Below are 19,210 nucleotides of genomic sequence, written 5' to 3' on the forward strand. Positions count from 1 at the left end.
CTGCGGCAGCATTACAGCGGCAAAGTCATGGCGCGCGCGGCTTCGGTCTGCTTGGCGCGGAAGGCTTCCAGCGCGTCGGCCAGGGCGTCGTCGGTGGTCGCCAGCGTGGCGATGGCATGCAGCGCGGCATTGGCGGCGCCCGCTTCACCGATGGCGAAGGTGGCGACCGGCACGCCCTTGGGCATCTGCACGATCGACAGCAGCGAATCCTCGCCGCGCAGGTACTTCGACGGCACGGGCACGCCGAACACCGGCACGATGGTCTTGGCGGCGATCATGCCCGGCAGGTGCGCGGCACCGCCGGCGCCGGCGATGATGGCGCGGATGCCGCGGCTGCGCGCGGTCTCGGCATAGCGGAACATGTCGTCGGCCATGCGGTGCGCGGACACCACCTGGGCTTCGAACGGCACGCCGAAATCCTTCAGCATGGCCACCGCGTGCTGCATCACGTCCCAGTCGGAACTGCTGCCCATCACGACGCCGACCAGCGGCTTGTCTTGCTTGCTCACGTTTGATCCTTGCTTGTTTGCTCCCCTCTCCCGCTTGCGGGAGGGGGGAACACCATTGGCTTTTGAGAAGCCGGTGGCAACGAAATTACTTCAGCTCTTCGCCCGTCAGGCGCGTCAGCGCCTCACGATACTTCGCCGCGGTCTTCTCGATCACGTCATCCGGCAGCTGCGGCGCCGGCGCGGTCTTGGGCCACGGCTTGCCGTCGATGCGCACCGCTTCCAGCCAGTCGCGCACGAACTGCTTGTCGAACGACGGCGGGTTGGTGCCCACCTGGTACGAATCGGCCGGCCAGAAGCGCGACGAATCGGCGGTCAGCACTTCGTCCATCAGCGTCAGCACGCCGTTGTCGTCCAGGCCGAACTCGAACTTGGTGTCGGCGATGATGATGCCGCGCGTGGCGGCAAATTCGGCCGCTTCCTTGTACAGGCGGATCGAGATCTCGCGCATCTGGCGCGCCAGCGCGATGCCGATGCGGGCCTCGACCTCGGCGAACGAGATGTTCTCGTCGTGCTCGCCCATCTCGGCCTTGGCGGCCGGGGTGAAGATCGGCTCGGGCAGCTTCTGCGAATTCTGCAGGCCGGCCGGCAGCGCGATGCCGCACACCTTGCCGGTGGCCTGGTAGTCCTTCCAGCCGCTGCCGGCGAGGTAGCCGCGCACCACGGCTTCGACCAGGATCGGCTTCAGGCGCTTGACCACCACGGCGCGGCCCTTGACCTGCTCCACTTCCTCCGGCGCGACCACGGTTTCGGGCGCGATGCCGGTCTCATGGTTCGGCACGATGTGCGCCAGCTTCTTGAACCAGAAGTCGGCCATCTGGTTCAGCACGCGGCCCTTGTCGGGGATCGGCTCGCCCATGATGACGTCGAACGCCGACAGGCGGTCGGTGGTGACGATCAGCAGCTTGTCATTGCCGACGGCGTAGTTGTCGCGCACCTTGCCGTGGCCCAGCAGCGGCAGCGAGTTGATGGAGGACTGGTAGAGAGCGTTGGACATGATGGTTCCGATAAAACGGCGAAGCCGCCGGGCGCAACATGCGTGCCGCGGCGGCCGGAACTGCGATCCGCCTTCCACTTGCGCGGAAGGCGGACACGGGACAATTACTGCACGACCTGCGCCAGCTTGCCCGACTTGTACTGCTGCGCGACGTCGACCAGCGTGACCGGCTTGATCTTGCTGGCCTGGCCTTCGCAGCCGAAAGCGATGTAGCGCGCCTTGCACACTTGCTTGGCGGCTTCGCGGGCCGGCTTCAGGTATTCGCGCGGGTCGAACTTGCTCGGGTTCTCGACAAAGAAGCGACGGATCGCGCCGGTCATGGCCAGGCGGATGTCGGTATCGATGTTGATCTTGCGCACGCCATACTTGATGGCTTCCTGGATTTCCTCGACCGGCACGCCGTAGGTTTCCTTCATGTCGCCGCCGAACTTGCGGATTTCTTCCAGCAGTTCTTGCGGAACGGACGACGAGCCGTGCATCACCAGGTGGGTGTTGGGGATGCGGGCGTGGATTTCCTTGATGCGGCTGATCGCCAGGATGTCGCCGGTGGGCTTGCGGGTGAACTTGTACGCGCCGTGCGAGGTGCCGATGGCGATGGCCAGTGCGTCCAGCTGGGTGGCCTTGACGAAGTCGGCGGCCTGCTCCGGATCGGTCAGCAGCATGGAGTGGTCCAGCACGCCTTCGGCGCCGATACCGTCTTCTTCGCCGGCTTCACCGGTTTCCAGCGAGCCCAGGCAGCCCAGTTCGCCTTCCACGGTCACGCCGACGGCGTGGGCCAGTGCCACCACCTTGCGGGTGACGTCGATGTTGTAGTCGTACTCGGCCGGGGTCTTGCCGTCTTCGCGCAGCGAGCCGTCCATCATCACCGACGAGAAGCCCAGGTCGATCGCGCCCTGGCAGATCGCCGGCGACTGGCCGTGGTCCTGGTGCATCACCACCGGAATATGGGGATAAGCCTCAACCGCGGCTTCGATCAGGTGGCGCAGGAAATGCTCGCCGGCGTATTTGCGGGCGCCGGCCGAGGCTTGCATGATCACCGGAGCGTTGACCTCGTCGGCCGCCTGCATGATGGCCTGCACTTGCTCGAGGTTGTTCACGTTGAAGGCCGGCAGGCCGTAGCTGTTCTCGGCTGCGTGGTCCAGCAGCTGGCGCATCGAAACGAGTGGCATGTCTAACTCCTAAATAAAAATGGGATGTCTCTGTATTTTTCTGTCGGCGCTCAATGCCCCACCCTGACGATCTTCAGGGTGTTGGTTCCGCCCGGCTGCCCCATCGGCTCGCCGATGGTCAGCACGATGAAATCGCCGCGCTGCACCACGCCCTGCGCCAGCAGCAGCTCTTCGGCCTGCTCCAGCGCGGTGTCGCGGTCGGCGCTGGATTGCAGCGGCAGCGGCACCACGTTGCGGTACAGCTGCATCTTGCGCTGCGAGGCCAGGTTGGGCGTCATGGCGTAGATCGGCACATGGATGCGGTGACGGCTCATCCACAGTGCGGTGGCGCCGGAATCGGTCAGCGCGGCAATCGCCTTCACCTGCAAATGATAGGCGGTGAACAGCGCACCCATCGCCACCGACTGGTCGATGCGCGAGAAGGTCTGGTTCAGGAAGTCGGTGTCGAGCTGCACCACCTCGGACTTCTCGGCCTCGATGCAGACCGCGGCCATGGCCTCGACGGTCTCGACAGGGTAGCGCCCGGCGGCGGTCTCGGCCGACAGCATCACCGCGTCGGTGCCGTCCAGCACGGCGTTGGCCACGTCCGACACTTCGGCGCGCGTCGGCACCGGGTTGACGATCATGCTTTCCATCATCTGCGTCGCGGTGATGGTGAGCTTGTTGGCTTCGCGCGCCAGCTTGATCATGCGCTTCTGCAGCGCGGGCACGGCAGCGTTGCCGACTTCCACGGCGAGGTCCCCGCGCGCCACCATGATGCCGTCGGACGCCTGCAGGATTTCTTCCAGCACGCCCGGGTGGATGGCCTCGGCGCGCTCGATCTTGGCGATCATGCGTGCCTTGTGGCCGTGCGGCTGGCCGGCCACGGCGGCCAGCTGGCGCGCCATTTCCATGTCGGTCGCGTTCTTGGGGAAGCTGACCGCGACGTAATCCGCGCCCAGGGCCATGGCGGTCTTGATGTCGTCCATGTCCTTGGCCGTCAATGCCGGCGCCGACAGGCCGCCACCCTGGCGGTTGATGCCCTTGTTGTTGGACAAATCACCGCCGATGCGCACGGTGGTAAAGATCTCGGTGCCCAGCACCCGGTCCACCACCAGCACGATCAGGCCGTCGTTGAGCAGCAGCAGGTCGCCCGGGCCGACATCGCGCGGCAGGTCCTGGTAGTCCAGGCCGACGCGTTCTTCGTTGCCGAGCTGGCAGGCGGAATCGAGGACAAAGGGGTCGCCCGGCTTGAGCGTGATCTTGCCATGCTCGAACTTGCCGACGCGGATCTTGGGCCCCTGCAGGTCGGCCATGATCGCGACCTCGCGGCCGCACGCCTGCGCGGCCTCGCGCACCAGCCGGGCGCGGTCGATATGGTCCTGCGCGCTGCCGTGCGAGAAATTCAGCCGCACCACGTCGACCCCCGCGGCAATCATGCGCGTCAGGATCTCCAGCGAGCTGGAAGCGGGGCCGATGGTGGCGACGATCTTGGTGGAACGGGTCATGCGCGGGTTTCCTTGGTGAAGGACGGGGGCCCGGCACGGCGCCAGGCCCGGCGGATGCTTCAGCCTGCTGCGCGCTGTTCCAGCACTTCAAAGGCGGGCAGCTTCTTGCCTTCCAGGAATTCCAGGAACGCGCCGCCGCCGGTGGAGATGTAGCCCACGCGGTCGGCAATGCCGTACTTGGCGATGGCGGCCAGCGTGTCGCCGCCGCCGGCGATCGAGAAGGCCTTGGATTCGGCGATGGCCTGCGCCAGCACCTTGGTGCCGTTGCCGAACTGGTCGAATTCGAACACGCCCACCGGGCCGTTCCAGACGATGGTACCGGCGGCCTTCAACTGCTCGGCCAGCAACGCGGCGGTTTGGGGGCCGATGTCCAGGATCATGTCGTCGTCGGCCACATCCTTCACATCCTTGACGGTGGCCGCGGCGGTCGCGCTGAATTCCTTGGCGCAGACCACGTCGACGGGAATGGGCACCGAGGCGCCGCGCCTGGCCATGATATCGATGATGGCCCTGGCATCGCCGACCAGGTCGGCTTCGGCCAGCGACTTGCCGATCTTCAGGCCGGCGGCCAGCATGAAGGTGTTGGCGATGCCGCCGCCGACGACCAGGTTGTCGACCTTGTCGGCCAGCGACTTCAGGATGGTCAGCTTGGTCGAGACCTTGGAGCCGGCCACGATCGCCACCAGCGGACGCGCCGGCTGGCCCAGCGCCTTGCCCAGCGCGTCGATCTCGGCGGCCAGCAGCGGGCCGGCACAGGCGATCGGGGCATACCTGGCGATGCCATGGGTGGTGGCCTCGGCGCGGTGCGCGGTGCCGAAGGCGTCGTTTACATATACGTCACAGAGCTTGGCCATCTTCTGGGCCAGCTCGTCGCTGTTCTTCTTCTCGCCCTTGTTCACGCGGCAGTTTTCCAGCAGCACCACCTGGCCGGGCGCGACCTCGACGCCGTCGACCCAGTTCTGCACCAGCTTGACCGGCTTGCCCAGCAGCTCGGACAGGCGCGTGGCGATCGGCGCCAGCGAGTCTTCCGGCTTGAACTCGCCTTCGGTCGGGCGGCCCAGGTGGGAGGTGACCATCACCGCTGCGCCGGCGGCCAGGCAGGCCTCGATCGCGGGCACCGAGGCGCGGATGCGGGTGTCCTCGGTGATATTGCCGGCGTCGTCCTGCGGCACGTTCAGGTCGGCGCGGATAAACACCCGCTTGCCGGAGATTTTGCCTTGGGAAATCAGATCGGAAAGACGCAGGACAGTGGTCATGACGGTGAAAGGCGCGAGATTTCGCTGAAAAATCGGGAAAACGGGATTTTACCTGATCGCGGTCGACGCTTTGGCGATTCCGGGTCGCAATGGTTTTGCAATGTGCGCCAGCACGCACAGTACGGTTCCTTGCCGGGCTGACCGATTCCCTGCCTCCCCACGAAAGAAGGGGCCGGGGAATGTCCCCCTGATCCCCCGAGTGCGGTAATGTATGCAACGTCTGCTTAAACAGACACGCACTGACACCAGAGCCGGTCCAGCAAAACGGCCAGGACAACACCAGGCGGATAACAAAAAGGCAGGCCGGCGTGCGCGTGGGCGCACAGCCGGCGCCGCGCATTGTCTTGTCGCGAATGCAGGGGGTAATCAGATGAAAGAAGCCGACATGCACGGAGCGATCCGTGGCTTGTACGAGGGCATTCTCGATCCCGGTGCGTGGCAGCAGAGCCTGCGCACCCTGACCGATATGGCCGGATCGGCGCACGCCTCGATGATGGTCTGGGACACGGTACGCGACCAGGTCACCGTCAATGAAATTGTCAATCCGGTGGTGGAGTTGTTCACCGAGTACGAATCGGATTTCCAGACCATCGACCCGGCCAAGCAGTTCGCACCGCGGCTGCAGCCCGGCGCGTGGTACGTCGACGCGCGCGAGCTGGGCGAAGGCGCCATGGCGCGCCACCCGTTCTACCGCGATTTCTTTCACCGCTATGACCTGCGCTCGTACGTGGCATGCCTGGTCGCGCGCCAGCCGCACTACGAAGTCTATTTCTCGATGCAGCGCGGACGCACGCAGCCGCTGTTCTCGACCGACGACACCCGCGGCATGGACTGGATCATCCCGCATATGCGCAGCGCCATGGCCATGCGCGACCGCACGCTGGGCCTGACGGTGCTGGCGCGGCTGTCGTCGCAGCTGGTGGAGCGGCTCAACTTCGCGCTGCTGGTGTTTTCGCCGCAGCGCCAGGTGCTGCTGGGCAACCGCGCCGGCGAACGCTGGGTGCGGCGCCTGGACCCTGCGGGCAAGGTCTCTGACTGGACCCTGTCGCGCCCGTTCGGCGAAATGCTGGCCGCGGCTTGCGATCCGCAGCGCGCGGTGGCCGCCCAGGCCGCGCGCGCCACCGACGGCAACGGCAGCAGCGCGCAGGTGATCGTGCTGCCGCTGCCGCCCTCGCACGCCTTTGCCGCGCAGTGGCAGGAGCCCGCGGCGCTGGTGGTGGTGCACGAGCACGACAACGCGCCGCTGTTGCTGGCTCCGGTGCTGCGCGACCTGTACGGCCTGACGCCAGCGGAAACGCGGCTGGCGACCCGGCTCGCCGGTGGCCAGGGCCTGCCCGAAGCCAGCCAGCAGCTGAACATCCGCCATGAAACGGCGCGCACGCAGCTCAAGGCCGTCTTCAACAAGACCGGCACCAACAGCCAGGCCCAGCTCACCCACCTGCTTTCGCGGCTGGGCGCGGCACTGGAAGGGGCCTGAATTCCACCCTCGCGCGGTACGCCGGCCGGCAACACACCGGCAGCCCTGGCACAGCCGCGCGAAGGAAGTACCAAAAGTACGAAAAAGAAGAAAGAAGAAAAACCATGAGCGACACGCCGATGCATGAAACCATCCGCGCGCTGTACGAGGGGATCTTCGACGCCGATGCCTGGCGCCGCAGCCTGGGTGCGCTTTGCCAGGCCAGCGACAGCTCGCATGCGCTGCTGCTGGTGCGCGATACCGTCCACGAACGCGTGCTGGTGAACCAGGTGGTCAATCCCGTGCCCGAAGCGGTGGCCGCCTACAGCGAATACTACGAAACCATCGATCCGGCCCTGCCCTTCGCCCAGCGCATGTCGGTGGGCAGCTGGTATATCGATTCGCGCGAACTGGGTGCGCAGGCGATGCGACACTCGCCTTTCTATGGCGACTTCCTGCACCAGTTCGAGCAATCGTCGGTGATGGCCTGCCTGATCGAGCGCAAGCCGCACTATGAAGTGTTCCTGTCGCTGCAGCGGCCGCTGGGCGGCAACCAGTATTCGCCCGAGGACGCGCGCGCGCTCGACTGGGCGATTCCGCATGTGCGCCACGCCATGGCGCTGCGCGACCGCACGCACCAGGTGTCGGCGCTGGCGCATGCGTCGAGCCAGTTGCTGGAACGGCTGCCGTTTGGGGTGATCGTGTTGCGGGACGATGGCAAGACGCTGCTTGCCAACAGTACGGGAGAGGCGTGGGTGCGGCGGCTGCTGCCGGCGGTGTCGGCGGCGGTGTCGGCGGCGATTTCGGCGGCAAGCGGCCGGGCTGAAGAATGGCGGCTGTCGCGGCCGTTTGCCGAAGCATTGAAGGCCGCGTGCGATCCGGGCAATCCGCAGCCGGCGCAGGCGCTGCGGGCGGTGGATAACGGCGGGCGGCAGGCGCAGATTATCTTGTTGCCCTTGCCGCCGGCGCATCAGCTGTCGATGGACTGGCAGCGGCCCAGCGTGCTGGTGGCGATCCATGAACCGGGAGTCGCGCCGATGACATTGCCGGCCGTGCTGCGGGACTTGTACGGGCTGACGCCGGCGGAAACGCGCTTGGCGCTGCAGCTGTCGACCGGGATGGGGCTGCCCGAGGCTTGCGAGCAGATCGGGATCCGGCGGGAGACCGGCAGGACGCAGTTGAAGGCGATTTTCAACAAGACTGCCACTGGGACGCAGGCCCAGTTGGCGCATTTGCTGACGAGGTTGGGCGTCAGGGCTTAGGGGTTAGGCCGCAAACCTGTCACCGGCCGCCTGTTTGCTCCCCTCTCCCGCCTGCGGGAGAGGGGCGGGGGTGAGGGCCGGAGCCTCAACGAAGTGAAGCCCCTTATGCAACCTCAGTCGCAACCTCAGTCGCAACCTCAGTCGCAACCTCAGTCGCAACCTCAGTCGCAACCTCAGTCGCAACCTCAGTCGATCGAAGCCCCCACCGTCTTCACCACCCCCGCCCACTTCTGCCGGTCGGCCTTGACGGTCGCCTTGAACTGCTCCACCGACTCGATCCGCGGCGTATTGCCGGCATCGACCAGCTTCTGCCGGATCGACGGGGTTTCCAGCGCAACCTTGACCGCGTCGTTGAGCTTGCGTGCGATCTTCGGATCTAGCCCCTTGGGACCGAAGAAGCCGAACCAGATGGTGCTGTTGTAGCCAGCGACGCCGCTCTCGGCAATGGTCGGCACGTCCGGAATCACCGGCACGCGCTTGCTGGTGGTCACGCCCAGCAGCCGCACCTTGCCGGCGCGGTATTGCGGCAGCACGCTCTGCACCTGGTTGAAGATGCAGCAGACCTCGCCCTTGAGCACGGCCTGCAGCGCATCGGGGCCGCCCTTGTACGGTACGTGGGTCATGTCCAGGCCCGCGCGGGCATTGAATTCGGCGAAAGCCAGGTGCGTGCCGGTGCCGTTGCCGGTCGAGGCATAGTTGTACTTGCCTGGATTGGCCTTCACCTTCTCGATGAATTCCTTCACCGTCTTCACGTCGATCACGGCCGGGTTGACGGTCAGCACGTTGGACACTTCGACCAGCGGCGCCACCGGCGTGAAATCGGCTTCGGCGTCGAATGGCAGGTTCTTGTACAGCGCCGGGTTGATGCCGTGCGTCGCCGCGGTGCCAAGCAGCAGCGTATAGCCGTCCGGCTTGGCGTGCGCCACCACCTCGGAGGCAACGTTGCCGCCGGCGCCCGGCCGGTAGTCATAGATGATCGTGGTCTTGAGCGACTTCTGCAGCGATTCCTGCAGCGCGCGGCCCACCATGTCGACGCCGGAGCCGGCGGTGAAACCCATCAGGATGGTCACCGGCTGCGTCGGCCACTCGCCCTGGGCCTGGGCGGGCGCGCTCACGGCAGCGGCGGCGCACAGGGCGGCCACGCCTGCGGCCAGGCGGAAAGCGGAACGGAAGGACAAGCGCGGCAGGCGGAACGAGATGGGCATGGGGGTGGGCATGGGGGCACCGTCAGTAAAGTCAGCACAAGAGGGCTGCCGGGGTCTGGGCCCCGGGCAGCGCCACAAGATAGCAAGGATCCTGCCAAAACCAAACGAACCAGTTCGCTTGAAGGTATGCCCTGGAAGTATATGGTGGGCGCGGCGTGACGCTCAGCGGCGCAGCAGGCCCACCAGGTCGTCGATATCCGGCAATGGCGCACCGGTTCCCGCAGTGCTTTCGTCATCCGCCTCCAGCAAGCCGTCGGCCAGCGCGCGCTTGTCGCGGTGCAGGTCGACGATGCGCTCCTCGATGGTGCCGGCGTTGATCAGCCGGTACACCGTCACGGGGCGCTGCTGGCCGATGCGGTGCGCGCGGCCCATGGCCTGGTCCTCGGCGGCGGGGTTCCACCATGGGTCGGCGATGATCACGTAGTCGGCCGCGGTCAGGTTCAGGCCGAAGCCGCCTGCCTTCAGGCTGATCAGGAAGACATCGCCCTCGCCCGCCTGGAAGGCGGCCACGCGGCGCGTGCGCTCGGCCGCCGGCGTGGCGCCGTCCAGGTACTGCAGCGCGAGCCCGGCGCGCTCCAGGCCCTGGCGCAGCAGCTGCAGGAAATCGACGAATTGGCTGAACACCAGCGTCTTATGGCCGCTGGCGGCCAGTTCGCTCGCCAGAGCGACGAAGGCGCGCAGCTTGGCGCCCTCTTCCCCCTCCCGCAGCTGGCTGCCGATTTCCGGCGTGGCCAGGCGCGGGTCGCACGCGGCGCGGCGCAGGCGCATGATCTGCGCCAGCACATGGATGCGCGCTTGCGATTGCTGCTGCGCCTGCGCGAGGGCGCGCGCCTTTGCCCCTGCAGGCGCGCCTTGCGTGGCCTTGCGCGCCGCCTCCACGCACGCCAGCGCGGCTTCGGCCTGGGTCTGCGCTTGCCGGCGCAGCGCTTCGTAGTGCGCGGCTTCGACCGCGTCGGGCTCGACGCGGATCACCAGCTCCGTGCGCGGCGGCAGTTCGTCGAGCACCTGGGCCTTGGTCCGGCGCAGCACGAAGGGCGCGATCATGCGGCGCAGGCGCTGGCGGGCCTCGCGCACGCCGCCGCGCTCGATCGGATTGGCAAAATGTTCGTTGAAACGGGCCAGCGAGCCCAGCAAACCCGGGTTGCAGAAGCGCATCACCGACCACAGCTCGGCCAACCGGTTTTCCACCGGCGTGCCGGTTAATGCCATGCGGAAATCCGCCTGCAGCTCGAACATCGACTGCGCGCGCCGCGTGACGGCGTTCTTGAATGCCTGCGCTTCGTCAGCGACCACGGTATGCCAGTCGCGCGCGCAGAAATCCTGGCGCGCCTGCTGCAGCAGCGTGTACGAGACGATCACCAGGTCATGTGGGCCTGCCTGAGCCAGCAGCGTATCGCGCGCATTCTCTGCACCCTCTCCATAGACCTGGACATTCAGGGTCGGCGCGAAGCGTCGCGCTTCGGCGGCCCAGTTGCCGCACACCGAGGTGGGCACGATCACCAGCGCGGCGCCGCCGGCCGCGCGCGCCACCAGCACCGCCAGCGCCTGCACGGTCTTGCCCAGGCCCATGTCGTCGGCCAGGCAGGCGCCCAGCCCCGAGGCGGCCAGCGTCATGGCCCAGCGGTAGCCGGCTTCCTGGTAGGGGCGCAGCTCCGCCGCCAGCGTGGCGGGCACGGTGGTTGGCGTGTCGCGCGCCGCGCGCAGGCGGGCGATGCGCTGGCGGAAGTGGGCGTCGGGATCGATGCCCGCGCCGGCCAGCACGTCGTCCAGCCACGGCGTGGCCATCTGCGGCACGCGGATGCCGTCGGCAATGCGTTCGGCCACCGACGCCAGGTCGCGCAACTGGCCGCGCAGCGCGCGGGTCAGCGCCACGAAGACACCCTGCCCCATCGGCACGAAGCGGCCGGCGTGGCTGCCGGTCCAGTCGATCAGCTTGCCCAGCTCCAGCACCAGCCCCTCGGCCACGCGCAGCTCGCCGGCCAGCCGGTACCAGGCGCCACGGCTTTCGATGTGGACGCCGAGCTGCGGCAGGTCGGCGGGCACGATGCGGATTTCCTTGCCGCGCGGCCATTCCACAGCCTGCACCGCGGGCAGGCCGGGCAGCGCCTCCAGCACGGTCAGCGCGTCTTCGGGATCGTCCAGCGTCCAGGTATATTCACCGCCCGGCGGCGACTGCGTGACCAGCACCGGCAGCGCGGCGAAGACCTCGGCCACGCTGGCCAGTTCGGCATCGAGATCGCGCTGCGTGACCAGCGTCTCGCCGCGCACCGCGGCCATCAGGCGTTCCCTGCCCGCGCCCGGCGCGAGCCGGGGCCCGAGCTGGCCCAGCGGCGTGACCACCAGCCGCATCGTGATACCGCGCCCGGCCACGCCGCCGATCGGCGCAACCTCCGCGCGCAGCCGCGCTTCGGCCTCGACCGTGCGCGAGCCGGCAGCCTGGTCGGCGTGGACCTGGAAATGGCCGGCCAGCGCGCGCAGCGTGCGATCGAGCTGGGCCTGGCCATCCTCCGGGATCGCCAGCCCGTCGCCGATCAGCCGCGCGGCGTCGAACTGCGCCGGGGTGAAGCGCAGCACCTTGAGCCGGTGCGGCCCGTCGCGCAGCACCGTGACCTGGCGCAGCGCCTCGGCCTCCTGGCGCGCCGCGGCGGGCAGCAGGGCCTCCATCGCCGGCGCCTCGCGCAGCGGCGGATAGAGGCGCAGCACGAAGCGGCCAGCGCTGTGCACGGCCTCCAGCGCGGGCGCGTCCTCGACCACCTCCAGTGTCTGCGCCGGCGCGTGGGCGAGCACCACGGCCGGGTGGCCGACCAGCGCCATGGCGGCGGCGGCGCGGTCCAGCACATAGCGCCGGTTGTGCGAGGCATCGCGCCGGATCGCGCACGCGACGCGCGCGTCCCACGGCTCGAGCCGGTCGTCCTCGGCCACGCGCGCCAGCGGCACCGGCCTGGGCTTGCCCCAGCCACGCGCGCCGCGCACTTGCTCCAACGGCTCGATGGTGGCCACCGCGCCGTCCGGCTCCAGCGTCAGCGCCCACAGCAGGCGGCGGCCGCTCTCGCCGGCGGCGACGGGTTCGGCGCTGGCGAGGGCGCGCAGCGCTTCCAGCGCCTGCTCCCAGCCAGGCTGGCCGGGTTCGGCATGCGGGTCGGAATGTGTGGTCAAAGGCACGACGAAATGGACTGGCGTCGGAAGCAGGCCCTGACGATGCAACCGTCGAGCCGGCAAACGCACGGAAATGAGGATTCTAGTCCGCCGCGGCGCTGGTTTCGTACGCTCTCCCCCCGCCACTCGCGTTGGCACCCATGCCCCCCGGGCTTACAATGTCGTTTTTGCTACTTTCACGGCGCTGGGAGAACAGACATGTCGATGGCGGATCGCGACGGCAAGATTTGGATGGACGGCAAGCTGATCGAATGGCGCGACGCCAAGATCCACGTGCTGACGCATACGCTGCACTACGGCATGGGCGTGTTCGAGGGCGTGCGTGCCTACAAGACGCCCGAAGGCACCGCCATCTTCCGCCTGAAAGAGCACACCCGCCGCCTGTTCAATTCCGCCAAGATCTTCCAGATGGCCATGCCGTTCGACGAGGCCACCCTGGAAGCCGCCACGCGCGAAGTGGTGCGCGCCAACAACCTGGAATCCTGCTACATCCGCCCGATCGTGTGGATCGGCTCAGAAAAGCTGGGCGTGTCGGCCAAGGGCAACACCATCCACGTGGCGATCGCGGCGTGGCCGTGGGGTGCCTACCTGGGCGAGGAAGGCATGGAGCGCGGCATCCGCGTGAAGACTTCGTCGTTCACCCGCCACCACGTCAACGTGTCGCTGGTGCGCGCCAAGGCCAGCGGCTACTACATCAACTCGATCCTCGCCAACCAGGAAGCGACCGGCCTGGGCTATGACGAAGCGCTGCTGCTCGACACCGAGGGCTACGTCAGCGAAGGCTCGGGCGAGAACGTCTTTATCGTGCGCAACGGCGTGATCTACACCCCGGACCTGGCCTCGTGCCTGGACGGCATCACGCGCGACGCCACGCTCACCATCGCGCGCGACCTGGGCATCGAGGTGCGCGAGAAGCGCATCACCCGCGACGAGATGTACTGCGCCGACGAAGCCTTCTTCACCGGCACCGCCGCCGAAGTCACGCCGATCCGCGAGCTGGACGACCGCATCATCGGCGAAGGCCGCCGCGGCCCGGTCACCAAGCAGATCCAGGACGCGTTCTTTGCCGCCGTGGGCGGCACCAACGAAAAGTACAGGAAGTGGCTGACGCTGGTCTGAGCACCGGCCGCCAGCCCTCGTGCCCCGCACCCGCCGCCGTGCGCGCGGGGCACGCCTTGTTTTGACGAACAGCAAGCCTCAATCCCCGCAACACCATGACGCAAACCGCCACCATCATCGAAATCGGCGCCGAAGACATTCCGCTGCACTGCCCCACCGCCAACACCCCGGCCTGGAACTACCACCCGCGCGTGTTCCTGGACGTGGCCGACACCGGCGAAGCCAAGTGCCCGTACTGCGGTACCGTCTACAAGCTCAGGCCGGGCACCGTGCTGAAGGGCCACCACTGATCCGAGCCGCCGGTTTTCGCACGACCCTGACGCTCCGGGCCCCCAGTTGGTGCTCCGGGGCGTTGCTGTTCCCGGCGATTGCGCCGGCGAACCGGCCCTCCGCGCCCCGCCCATGAAGAAAGCCCTCGTCATCGCCCCCAACTGGATCGGCGACGCCCTGATGGCGCAGCCGCTGTTCGCGCTGCTCAAGGCGCGCCATCCGCGCCTGGTCATCGACGCCCTCGCGCCCAAGTGGGTGGCGCCCGTGCTCGCGCGCATGCCCGAGATCGGCCGCGTGTTCCCGTCCGACCTGGCGCACGGCAAGCTGCAGCTGTCGGCGCGGCTGATGTTCGCGCAGCAGCTCAAGAACGAAGGCTACGACCTCGCCTACGTGCTGCCGAATTCGCTCAAGTCGGCGCTGATTCCGTGGCTGGCCGGCATTCCGCTGCGCATCGGCTACCGTGGCGAAGCGCGCTTCGGCATGCTCAACGTGCGCCATGCCAACCCGCCGCGCGACCACCGTCCGCCGATGGTCGAGCACTATGCCCGGCTCGCGCTCAAGCCCGGCGCGCGCTTGCCCGAGAACCTCTCCGAGCCGCGCCTGCGCATCGACCCGGCGCGCGTGGCGGCCACCGCCGAGCGCTTCGGCATCGCCCCGCACACGCGCGTGATCGCGTTCTGCCCGGGCGCCGAGTACGGCCCCGCCAAGCGCTGGCCGGCCGGCCACTTCGCCAAACTGGCGCAGATGCTGCGGCGCTCCTACCCGTACGCGCAGATGATCACGCTGGGCTCGGCCAAGGACGCCGAGATCGCCGCCGAGATCGTCAAGGACGCACCGTTCGTGCGCAACCTGTGCGGCCAGACCTCGCTGGATGATGCCGTCGACCTGCTGGCGCTGTCCGAGGCCGCGGTCTGCAACGATTCCGGCCTGATGCACGTGACCGCGGCGCTGAACCGGCCGCAGGTGGCGGTCTATGGCTCGAGCGATCCGCGCCACACGCCGCCGCTGTCACAGGCTGCGAGTATCATGTGGCTGCAGCTGGAGTGCAGCCCGTGCTTCAAGCGCGAGTGCCCGCTGGGCCACCTGCGTTGCCTGAAAGAGATCGAACCCGAAATGGTCTTCGTTGAGCTGCGCAAGCTGCTGCACCGGCCCTGATACCCTGACACTGCCACCATGCCTCGTTTTGCCCGCCTGTTCGATTCTGCCGAAGACATCGTCGAAGCCTTCCGCGAGGCGCTCAAGCAGCGCGATGCCGAGGGCGCGCTGCGCCTGTGGCTGGACGAGGATTCGATCACCTGCGTGCTGCCCGACGGCCAGCGCATGATTGGCCACGAACAGCTGCGCCAGGCGTTCTCGCATCTGCTGGAAGAACAGCCGGTGCTGGTCGATGCGATCGAAACCAGCAGCCACGCATCGATGGCCGTGTCGATCTTCGACGTGACCGAGGCGCTGCGCTTTGGCAGCGACCGGGTCGAGGCCGACCTGTACGTGCACACCACCTATGTGCTGATGCAGAACCACGAAGGCTGGCGCCTGGCGCATGTCCACTGCAGCCCGGCCAACGCCGTGCAGGTGGCCGCGGTGGCTGCGGCACCCGGCCAGGCGCTGCACTGAGCCTTTGCCTGCCCGGCCGCGCGGCCCGGCTGCAACCGGGCAGGACTGCAAGACCGCAAGACTGTATTACCGAGCTGGCATGACGCAGCGCCCCGATCTCCTGACGCACCATTTGCCTGTCGCCGCCGCGCCGCACGAGCATGGTCACGGCTACGGCGACGGCATCGCCATGCCCTGGTGGCTGCGCGGCGGCCATGCCCAGACCATCATCCCCGCCCGCTTCACGCGCCGCCCGCCGCGCGTGGCGTTCCGGCGCGAGCGCTGGGACACACCTGACGGCGACTTCATCGACCTGGACTGGACCACCCACGCGGTGCAGCCGGACACGCCGCTGGTGGTGATGTTCCACGGGCTGGAGGGGGATTCCGGCAGCCACTACGCGCAGGCACTGATGCACGCACTGGGCACGCGCGGCTGGCAGGGCGTGGTCCCGCATTTCCGCGGCTGCTCGGGCGAGCTCAACCTGGCGCCCCGTTTCTACCACTCCGGCGACTCGGCCGAGCTGCGCTGGGTGCTCGAACGCGTGCACCGCCAGCACTGCGCCCAGGGCCGCAAGCTGCTGGTGGTCGGCATCTCGCTGGGCGGCAACGCGCTGCTGCGCCTGCTGGGCGAGGACGGCAGCGGTGCCGGGCATGTGCACGCCGCGGCCGCGATCTCGGCGCCGCTGGACCTGGCCGCGGGCGGCGCGGCGCTGTCGGCCGGCTTCAACATGCTCTATACGCGCATGTTCCTGCAGACGCTCAAGCGCAAGTCGCTGGCCAAGCTGCAGCAGTTCCCCGGGCTGTTCGACCGCGAGGCGATGCTGGCCAGCCGCGACCTGTACGCCTTCGACAACGTGGTTACGGCGCCGCTGCACGGCTATGCCGATACCGACGACTACTGGCGCCGCGCCGCCAGCAAGCCGGTGCTCGGCGCGATCGCCGTGCCCACGCTGGTGCTCAATGCGCGCAACGATCCGTTCCTGCCCGGCCGGCACCTGCCCGGCCCCGCCGACGTCAGCCCGCAGGTCTGGCTGGAACAGCCGGAGCACGGCGGCCATGTCGGCTTCATGACCCCGCATGAAGGCTGGCGGCGCCATCTGTGGCTGCCCGACAGCCAGTCGGGGGTAGCGTTCGGCGGCCATATCGAATGGCTGCCGGCGCGGATCCTGCGCTTTTTCGACAGCATGATGTAAAGCCGGCGGCGGCGTGCGTGGCGCCTTGCCGGCAGAGGAGACGGAGATGGACGACATCGTCAGGCAAGCCATGGCGCGCTGGCCCAACGTGCCCAACGCCTATGGCTGGCTCGCGCTGGACCGGCGCGGGCAGTGGCGCCTGCGCAATGAATACGCCCAGCAGCACGGCCTGTCCGGCGAGCCGGTGCGCAACGAAGCGCTGGTCGCCTTCATCGAGCGCAACTACCTGTGCGACGAGCGCGGCGCGTGGTATTTCCAGAACGGGCCGCAGAAGGTGTTCGTGGCGCTGGCGTACGCGCCGTGGATCGTGCGGCTGCACCAGGGCGCGCTTTGCACAACCTCGCACCAGCCCTTTGCGCTGCAATCCTGCTACGCGGACGAGCATGGCAACGTGGTGCTGTCGGGGAAGGTCGACGGCGTGGACGGCACGCAGGTGGCACTGCTGCACGACCATGACCTGGAAACCTTCAGCGGCAGCAGCACCTGGCACGGCGAGGCCTGCGGCACCGAACTCGGCCTGTTCCACCACGACGGCCACGACCTGCCGATCGAGCCGATCGCGGAGAGCGAAGTGCCGAAGCGCTTCGGCTTCGTGCGCCAGCCGGCGGCCTGACACCGCCCGGCCCTGGCCGGGCCTGCCTCAGTTCGGTATGCCCTTGCTGTCCTGCTTGTCCTCGCGATACTGGCGTTCCAGCTGGTGCAGGCGGGCGTCGACCTCGGACAGCGTATAGAAGTCGCCGTCGCCGGCCTTGCGCGCGATCTGCAGCTGTTCGATCGCAGCCTGGTAGGCACCATCCATCGCATATTTTTCGGCCAGCGCCTGGTGCTGCTGCACCCGCTTGCCCTGGCCGGCGTATGCGCGCGCCAGCATCTCCCACCAATCGCTGCGGCTGGTTTCCTGGCGCGTGCGTTCGCGCAGGAAGCGCACCGCCTCCTCATAGCGGCCCGAGCCGAGCAGGGTCTCGGCATAGGCGACCGATACCGCATGAGAGAGCGGGAAGGCTTTCATCGAGGCCGTGGCCTGTGCCAGCGCCTCGGGCACGCGGCCCTGCGTGCGCGCCAGCTGGATCGCCATCACGTCCAGCATGGGGCTGCCCGAGCTTGCGCCCGGGATGGTGCCGTACAGCCGCCGCGCCTCGGCCAATTCCTGCTCGGCGGCGGCGGCACGGCCGAGCCGCTGCTCGGTGAAGGCAAGGCCGTAGTGCAGCGCCGGCGCCCGCAGCGTCGAGGCACCCGGCAGCTGCGCGCGCAGTGCATTGCGCAAGGCCTGCAGATCGCTCGGCGACGATTCCTGGATCACGCGCGCGCGCATCCGGGCGAACTCGTACTCGGGCGTATTGGGCACCTTGCGCGCGTTGGCGTGGCTCACGCGGTCCTGCATGTCGGCGAGACGCTCCGAAGTCAGCGGGTGGGTGCGCACATAGGACGGCACCGAGCTTTCCGAGATGCCGGACACGCGCTGCAGCCGCGCGAAGAAATCGGGCATGCCCTGCGGGTCGAAGCCCGCCGCGGTCATGATCTGGAAGCCGACACGGTCGGCCTCGCGCTCCGCGCCGCGCGAGAAGGACAGCTGGTTGGCAACGGCGGCGCCCTGCCCGCCCATCGCCAGCGCCGCCGCGGCATCGGGGCTGCGCGTGGCGGCGAGGCCGGCCAGCACCATCGACGCCAGCGCAATCCACATCGACTGGTCTTGCGACGTGATGCCGCGCGCGATATGGCGCTGCATCACGTGGCCGATTTCATGGCCCAGCACCGAGGCCAGTTCCGACTCGGTATCGGACTGCACCAGCAGCCCGGTATGCACGCCGATATAGCCGCCCGGCAGCGCGAAGGCGTTGATGCTGCGGTCGCGCACCGCGAACAGGTCAAAGCCGGTGGCAAAGGTACCGGCGCCGGTCGAGCCCGAGATATTCTGCCGCCGCGCCGCCTGCACCAGCCGGTAGCCGAGCGCGTTCAGGTAGTCCGACAGCAGCGGATCCGGCACGTACAGCGGATCGCGGCGGATATCGCGCATGATGCGGTCGCCCAGGCGCTTTTCCATGTCGGGCGACAGCGATGCCGTGGACGGGTCGCCCAGGTCAGGCAGCTGCACCCCGCCACTCTCGACCACCGGATTGTTGGTGCGCAGGCCGAACTCGGACTTCTGGCCCGCCTTGATGCTGCGGTTCAGGTTGTCGTAGACCTGGTCGCTCGCCTCGCCGGACAATGATGGCACCGGCTCCGGCGCCCGCATGGACGCGACCGGCCTGGCCGGCGCGGCCGCGGCAGAGGCCGGGGCAGCGGCCGGTGTTCGCGTCGTCGCCTGCGGCCACGCCGGCGACGCCATGCTCAGCGCCAGCAGCGCAGCCAGCGACCGCCGCCATGGCGACCCGGGGCGACCATGATGTGACGCCGAACCGGCAGGCGCGGCATCCGCAGCGGCACAATGGCCGGGCGCGGCAGACCTGCGAAGCGATGGTTGTTTTGGCATGTTGCTATGATAGCGGCCTCCGGTGGCCGTTCCCATCAGACGGTTCTCCTCCCCGCCAAAGGCCTCCTG

Annotated in this window: 16 protein-coding genes; 8 read left to right on the forward strand and 8 right to left on the reverse strand. The window is 68.2% G+C overall.

The features are described from left to right. Positions 1-11 precede the first annotated feature (11 nt). The 5 genes from purE to ACAD63_RS19315 form a co-directional block, all read right to left on the reverse strand. Positions 12-509 carry a 5-(carboxyamino)imidazole ribonucleotide mutase gene (gene purE / locus ACAD63_RS19295; RefSeq protein WP_135704546.1) on the reverse strand — a complete coding sequence of 166 codons (498 nt, stop codon included), beginning with the start codon at positions 507-509 and terminating at the stop codon, positions 12-14. Positions 510-594: 85 nt separating this feature from the next. Continuing rightward, complete coding sequence (locus tag ACAD63_RS19300) at positions 595-1,503, reverse strand: phosphoribosylaminoimidazolesuccinocarboxamide synthase (RefSeq protein ID WP_133093818.1); 909 nt, start codon at positions 1,501-1,503, stop codon at positions 595-597. Between the two features lie 104 nt (positions 1,504-1,607). Next, the gene (gene fba, locus ACAD63_RS19305; protein ID WP_133093817.1) at positions 1,608-2,672 is read right to left on the reverse strand and encodes a class II fructose-bisphosphate aldolase; all 1,065 of its coding nucleotides are present in this window, start codon (positions 2,670-2,672) and stop codon (positions 1,608-1,610) included. Positions 2,673-2,722: 50 nt separating this feature from the next. Next, positions 2,723-4,159: a pyruvate kinase gene (gene pyk / locus ACAD63_RS19310; protein WP_133093816.1), complete on the reverse strand. Its 1,437-nt coding sequence runs from the start codon at positions 4,157-4,159 to the stop codon at positions 2,723-2,725. 59 nt (positions 4,160-4,218) lie between these two features. Beyond that, the gene (locus ACAD63_RS19315) at positions 4,219-5,415 is read right to left on the reverse strand and encodes a phosphoglycerate kinase (RefSeq protein ID WP_135704544.1); all 1,197 of its coding nucleotides are present in this window, start codon (positions 5,413-5,415) and stop codon (positions 4,219-4,221) included. A gap of 370 nt (positions 5,416-5,785) precedes the next feature. On the opposite strand from ACAD63_RS19315, the gene ACAD63_RS19320 reads away from it, so the two are divergent. Together ACAD63_RS19320 and ACAD63_RS19325 are read left to right on the forward strand one after the other, a co-directional pair. After that, positions 5,786-6,892 carry a helix-turn-helix transcriptional regulator gene (locus ACAD63_RS19320; protein WP_135704542.1) on the forward strand — a complete coding sequence of 369 codons (1,107 nt, stop codon included), beginning with the start codon at positions 5,786-5,788 and terminating at the stop codon, positions 6,890-6,892. A gap of 104 nt (positions 6,893-6,996) precedes the next feature. Then, positions 6,997-8,133, forward strand: coding sequence for a helix-turn-helix transcriptional regulator (locus tag ACAD63_RS19325; RefSeq protein ID WP_133093813.1), 1,137 nt, complete (start codon positions 6,997-6,999; stop codon positions 8,131-8,133). A 185-nt stretch (positions 8,134-8,318) separates the two neighbouring features. On the opposite strand, the gene ACAD63_RS19330 is transcribed toward ACAD63_RS19325, so the two are convergent. Together ACAD63_RS19330 and ACAD63_RS19335 are read right to left on the reverse strand one after the other, a co-directional pair. Then, positions 8,319-9,338 carry a Bug family tripartite tricarboxylate transporter substrate binding protein gene (locus ACAD63_RS19330; protein WP_434034023.1) on the reverse strand — a complete coding sequence of 340 codons (1,020 nt, stop codon included), beginning with the start codon at positions 9,336-9,338 and terminating at the stop codon, positions 8,319-8,321. Between the two features lie 162 nt (positions 9,339-9,500). After that, entirely contained in the window at positions 9,501-12,500 is a 3,000-nt protein-coding gene (locus ACAD63_RS19335; protein WP_434033168.1) for a DEAD/DEAH box helicase, read from the reverse strand. A gap of 192 nt (positions 12,501-12,692) precedes the next feature. Between ACAD63_RS19335 and ACAD63_RS19340 the strand changes: the two genes are divergently transcribed. From ACAD63_RS19340 to ACAD63_RS19365, 6 genes are all read left to right on the forward strand, one after another. After that, positions 12,693-13,613, forward strand: a complete 921-nt coding sequence (locus ACAD63_RS19340) for a branched-chain amino acid transaminase (protein WP_135704539.1) — start codon at positions 12,693-12,695, stop codon at positions 13,611-13,613. Positions 13,614-13,708: 95 nt separating this feature from the next. After that, positions 13,709-13,903, forward strand: coding sequence for a zinc-finger domain-containing protein (locus ACAD63_RS19345; protein WP_133093810.1), 195 nt, complete (start codon positions 13,709-13,711; stop codon positions 13,901-13,903). A gap of 112 nt (positions 13,904-14,015) precedes the next feature. Next, entirely contained in the window at positions 14,016-15,038 is a 1,023-nt protein-coding gene (waaF, locus tag ACAD63_RS19350; protein ID WP_135704537.1) for a lipopolysaccharide heptosyltransferase II, read from the forward strand. Between the two features lie 18 nt (positions 15,039-15,056). Beyond that, positions 15,057-15,497 (forward strand): YybH family protein, encoded by a 441-nt coding sequence (locus tag ACAD63_RS19355; protein ID WP_434033169.1) that lies wholly within the window; start codon positions 15,057-15,059, stop codon positions 15,495-15,497. A gap of 79 nt (positions 15,498-15,576) precedes the next feature. Beyond that, positions 15,577-16,671 carry a YheT family hydrolase gene (locus ACAD63_RS19360; RefSeq protein ID WP_434033170.1) on the forward strand — a complete coding sequence of 365 codons (1,095 nt, stop codon included), beginning with the start codon at positions 15,577-15,579 and terminating at the stop codon, positions 16,669-16,671. 46 nt (positions 16,672-16,717) lie between these two features. Further along, positions 16,718-17,284 carry a DUF2946 family protein gene (locus tag ACAD63_RS19365; protein ID WP_133093806.1) on the forward strand — a complete coding sequence of 189 codons (567 nt, stop codon included), beginning with the start codon at positions 16,718-16,720 and terminating at the stop codon, positions 17,282-17,284. 27 nt (positions 17,285-17,311) lie between these two features. Here ACAD63_RS19365 and ACAD63_RS19370 read toward each other — a convergent pair whose 3' ends face one another. Next, on the reverse strand, positions 17,312-19,141 hold the full coding sequence (locus ACAD63_RS19370; protein ID WP_195430653.1) for a M48 family metalloprotease: 1,830 nt from the start codon (positions 19,139-19,141) through the stop codon (positions 17,312-17,314). Positions 19,142-19,210: the final 69 nt, after the last annotated feature.

The sequence above is a fragment of the Cupriavidus sp. a3 genome, from assembly GCF_051015765.1.
Taxonomy (GTDB): Bacteria; Pseudomonadota; Gammaproteobacteria; order Burkholderiales; family Burkholderiaceae; genus Cupriavidus; species Cupriavidus oxalaticus_A.

Bases quoted from the DNA above. Each gene is read 5' to 3' on its own strand.
- ACAD63_RS19300 (WP_133093818.1), bottom strand. From the start codon at position 1,503: ATGTCCAACGCTCTCTACCAGTCCTCCATCAACTCGCTGCCGCTGCTG.
- fba (WP_133093817.1), bottom strand. From the start codon at position 2,672: ATGCCACTCGTTTCGATGCGCCAGCTGCTGGACCACGCAGCCGAGAAC.
- pyk (WP_133093816.1), bottom strand. From the start codon at position 4,159: ATGACCCGTTCCACCAAGATCGTCGCCACCATCGGCCCCGCTTCCAGC.
- ACAD63_RS19315 (WP_135704544.1), bottom strand. From the start codon at position 5,415: ATGACCACTGTCCTGCGTCTTTCCGATCTGATTTCCCAAGGCAAAATC.
- ACAD63_RS19320 (WP_135704542.1), top strand. From the start codon at position 5,786: ATGAAAGAAGCCGACATGCACGGAGCGATCCGTGGCTTGTACGAGGGC.
- ACAD63_RS19325 (WP_133093813.1), top strand. From the start codon at position 6,997: ATGAGCGACACGCCGATGCATGAAACCATCCGCGCGCTGTACGAGGGG.
- ACAD63_RS19330 (WP_434034023.1), bottom strand. From the start codon at position 9,338: ATGCCCATCTCGTTCCGCCTGCCGCGCTTGTCCTTCCGTTCCGCTTTC.
- ACAD63_RS19340 (WP_135704539.1), top strand. From the start codon at position 12,693: ATGTCGATGGCGGATCGCGACGGCAAGATTTGGATGGACGGCAAGCTG.
- ACAD63_RS19345 (WP_133093810.1), top strand. From the start codon at position 13,709: ATGACGCAAACCGCCACCATCATCGAAATCGGCGCCGAAGACATTCCG.
- waaF (WP_135704537.1), top strand. From the start codon at position 14,016: ATGAAGAAAGCCCTCGTCATCGCCCCCAACTGGATCGGCGACGCCCTG.
- ACAD63_RS19355 (WP_434033169.1), top strand. From the start codon at position 15,057: ATGCCTCGTTTTGCCCGCCTGTTCGATTCTGCCGAAGACATCGTCGAA.
- ACAD63_RS19360 (WP_434033170.1), top strand. From the start codon at position 15,577: ATGACGCAGCGCCCCGATCTCCTGACGCACCATTTGCCTGTCGCCGCC.
- ACAD63_RS19365 (WP_133093806.1), top strand. From the start codon at position 16,718: ATGGACGACATCGTCAGGCAAGCCATGGCGCGCTGGCCCAACGTGCCC.
- ACAD63_RS19370 (WP_195430653.1), bottom strand. From the start codon at position 19,141: ATGCCAAAACAACCATCGCTTCGCAGGTCTGCCGCGCCCGGCCATTGT.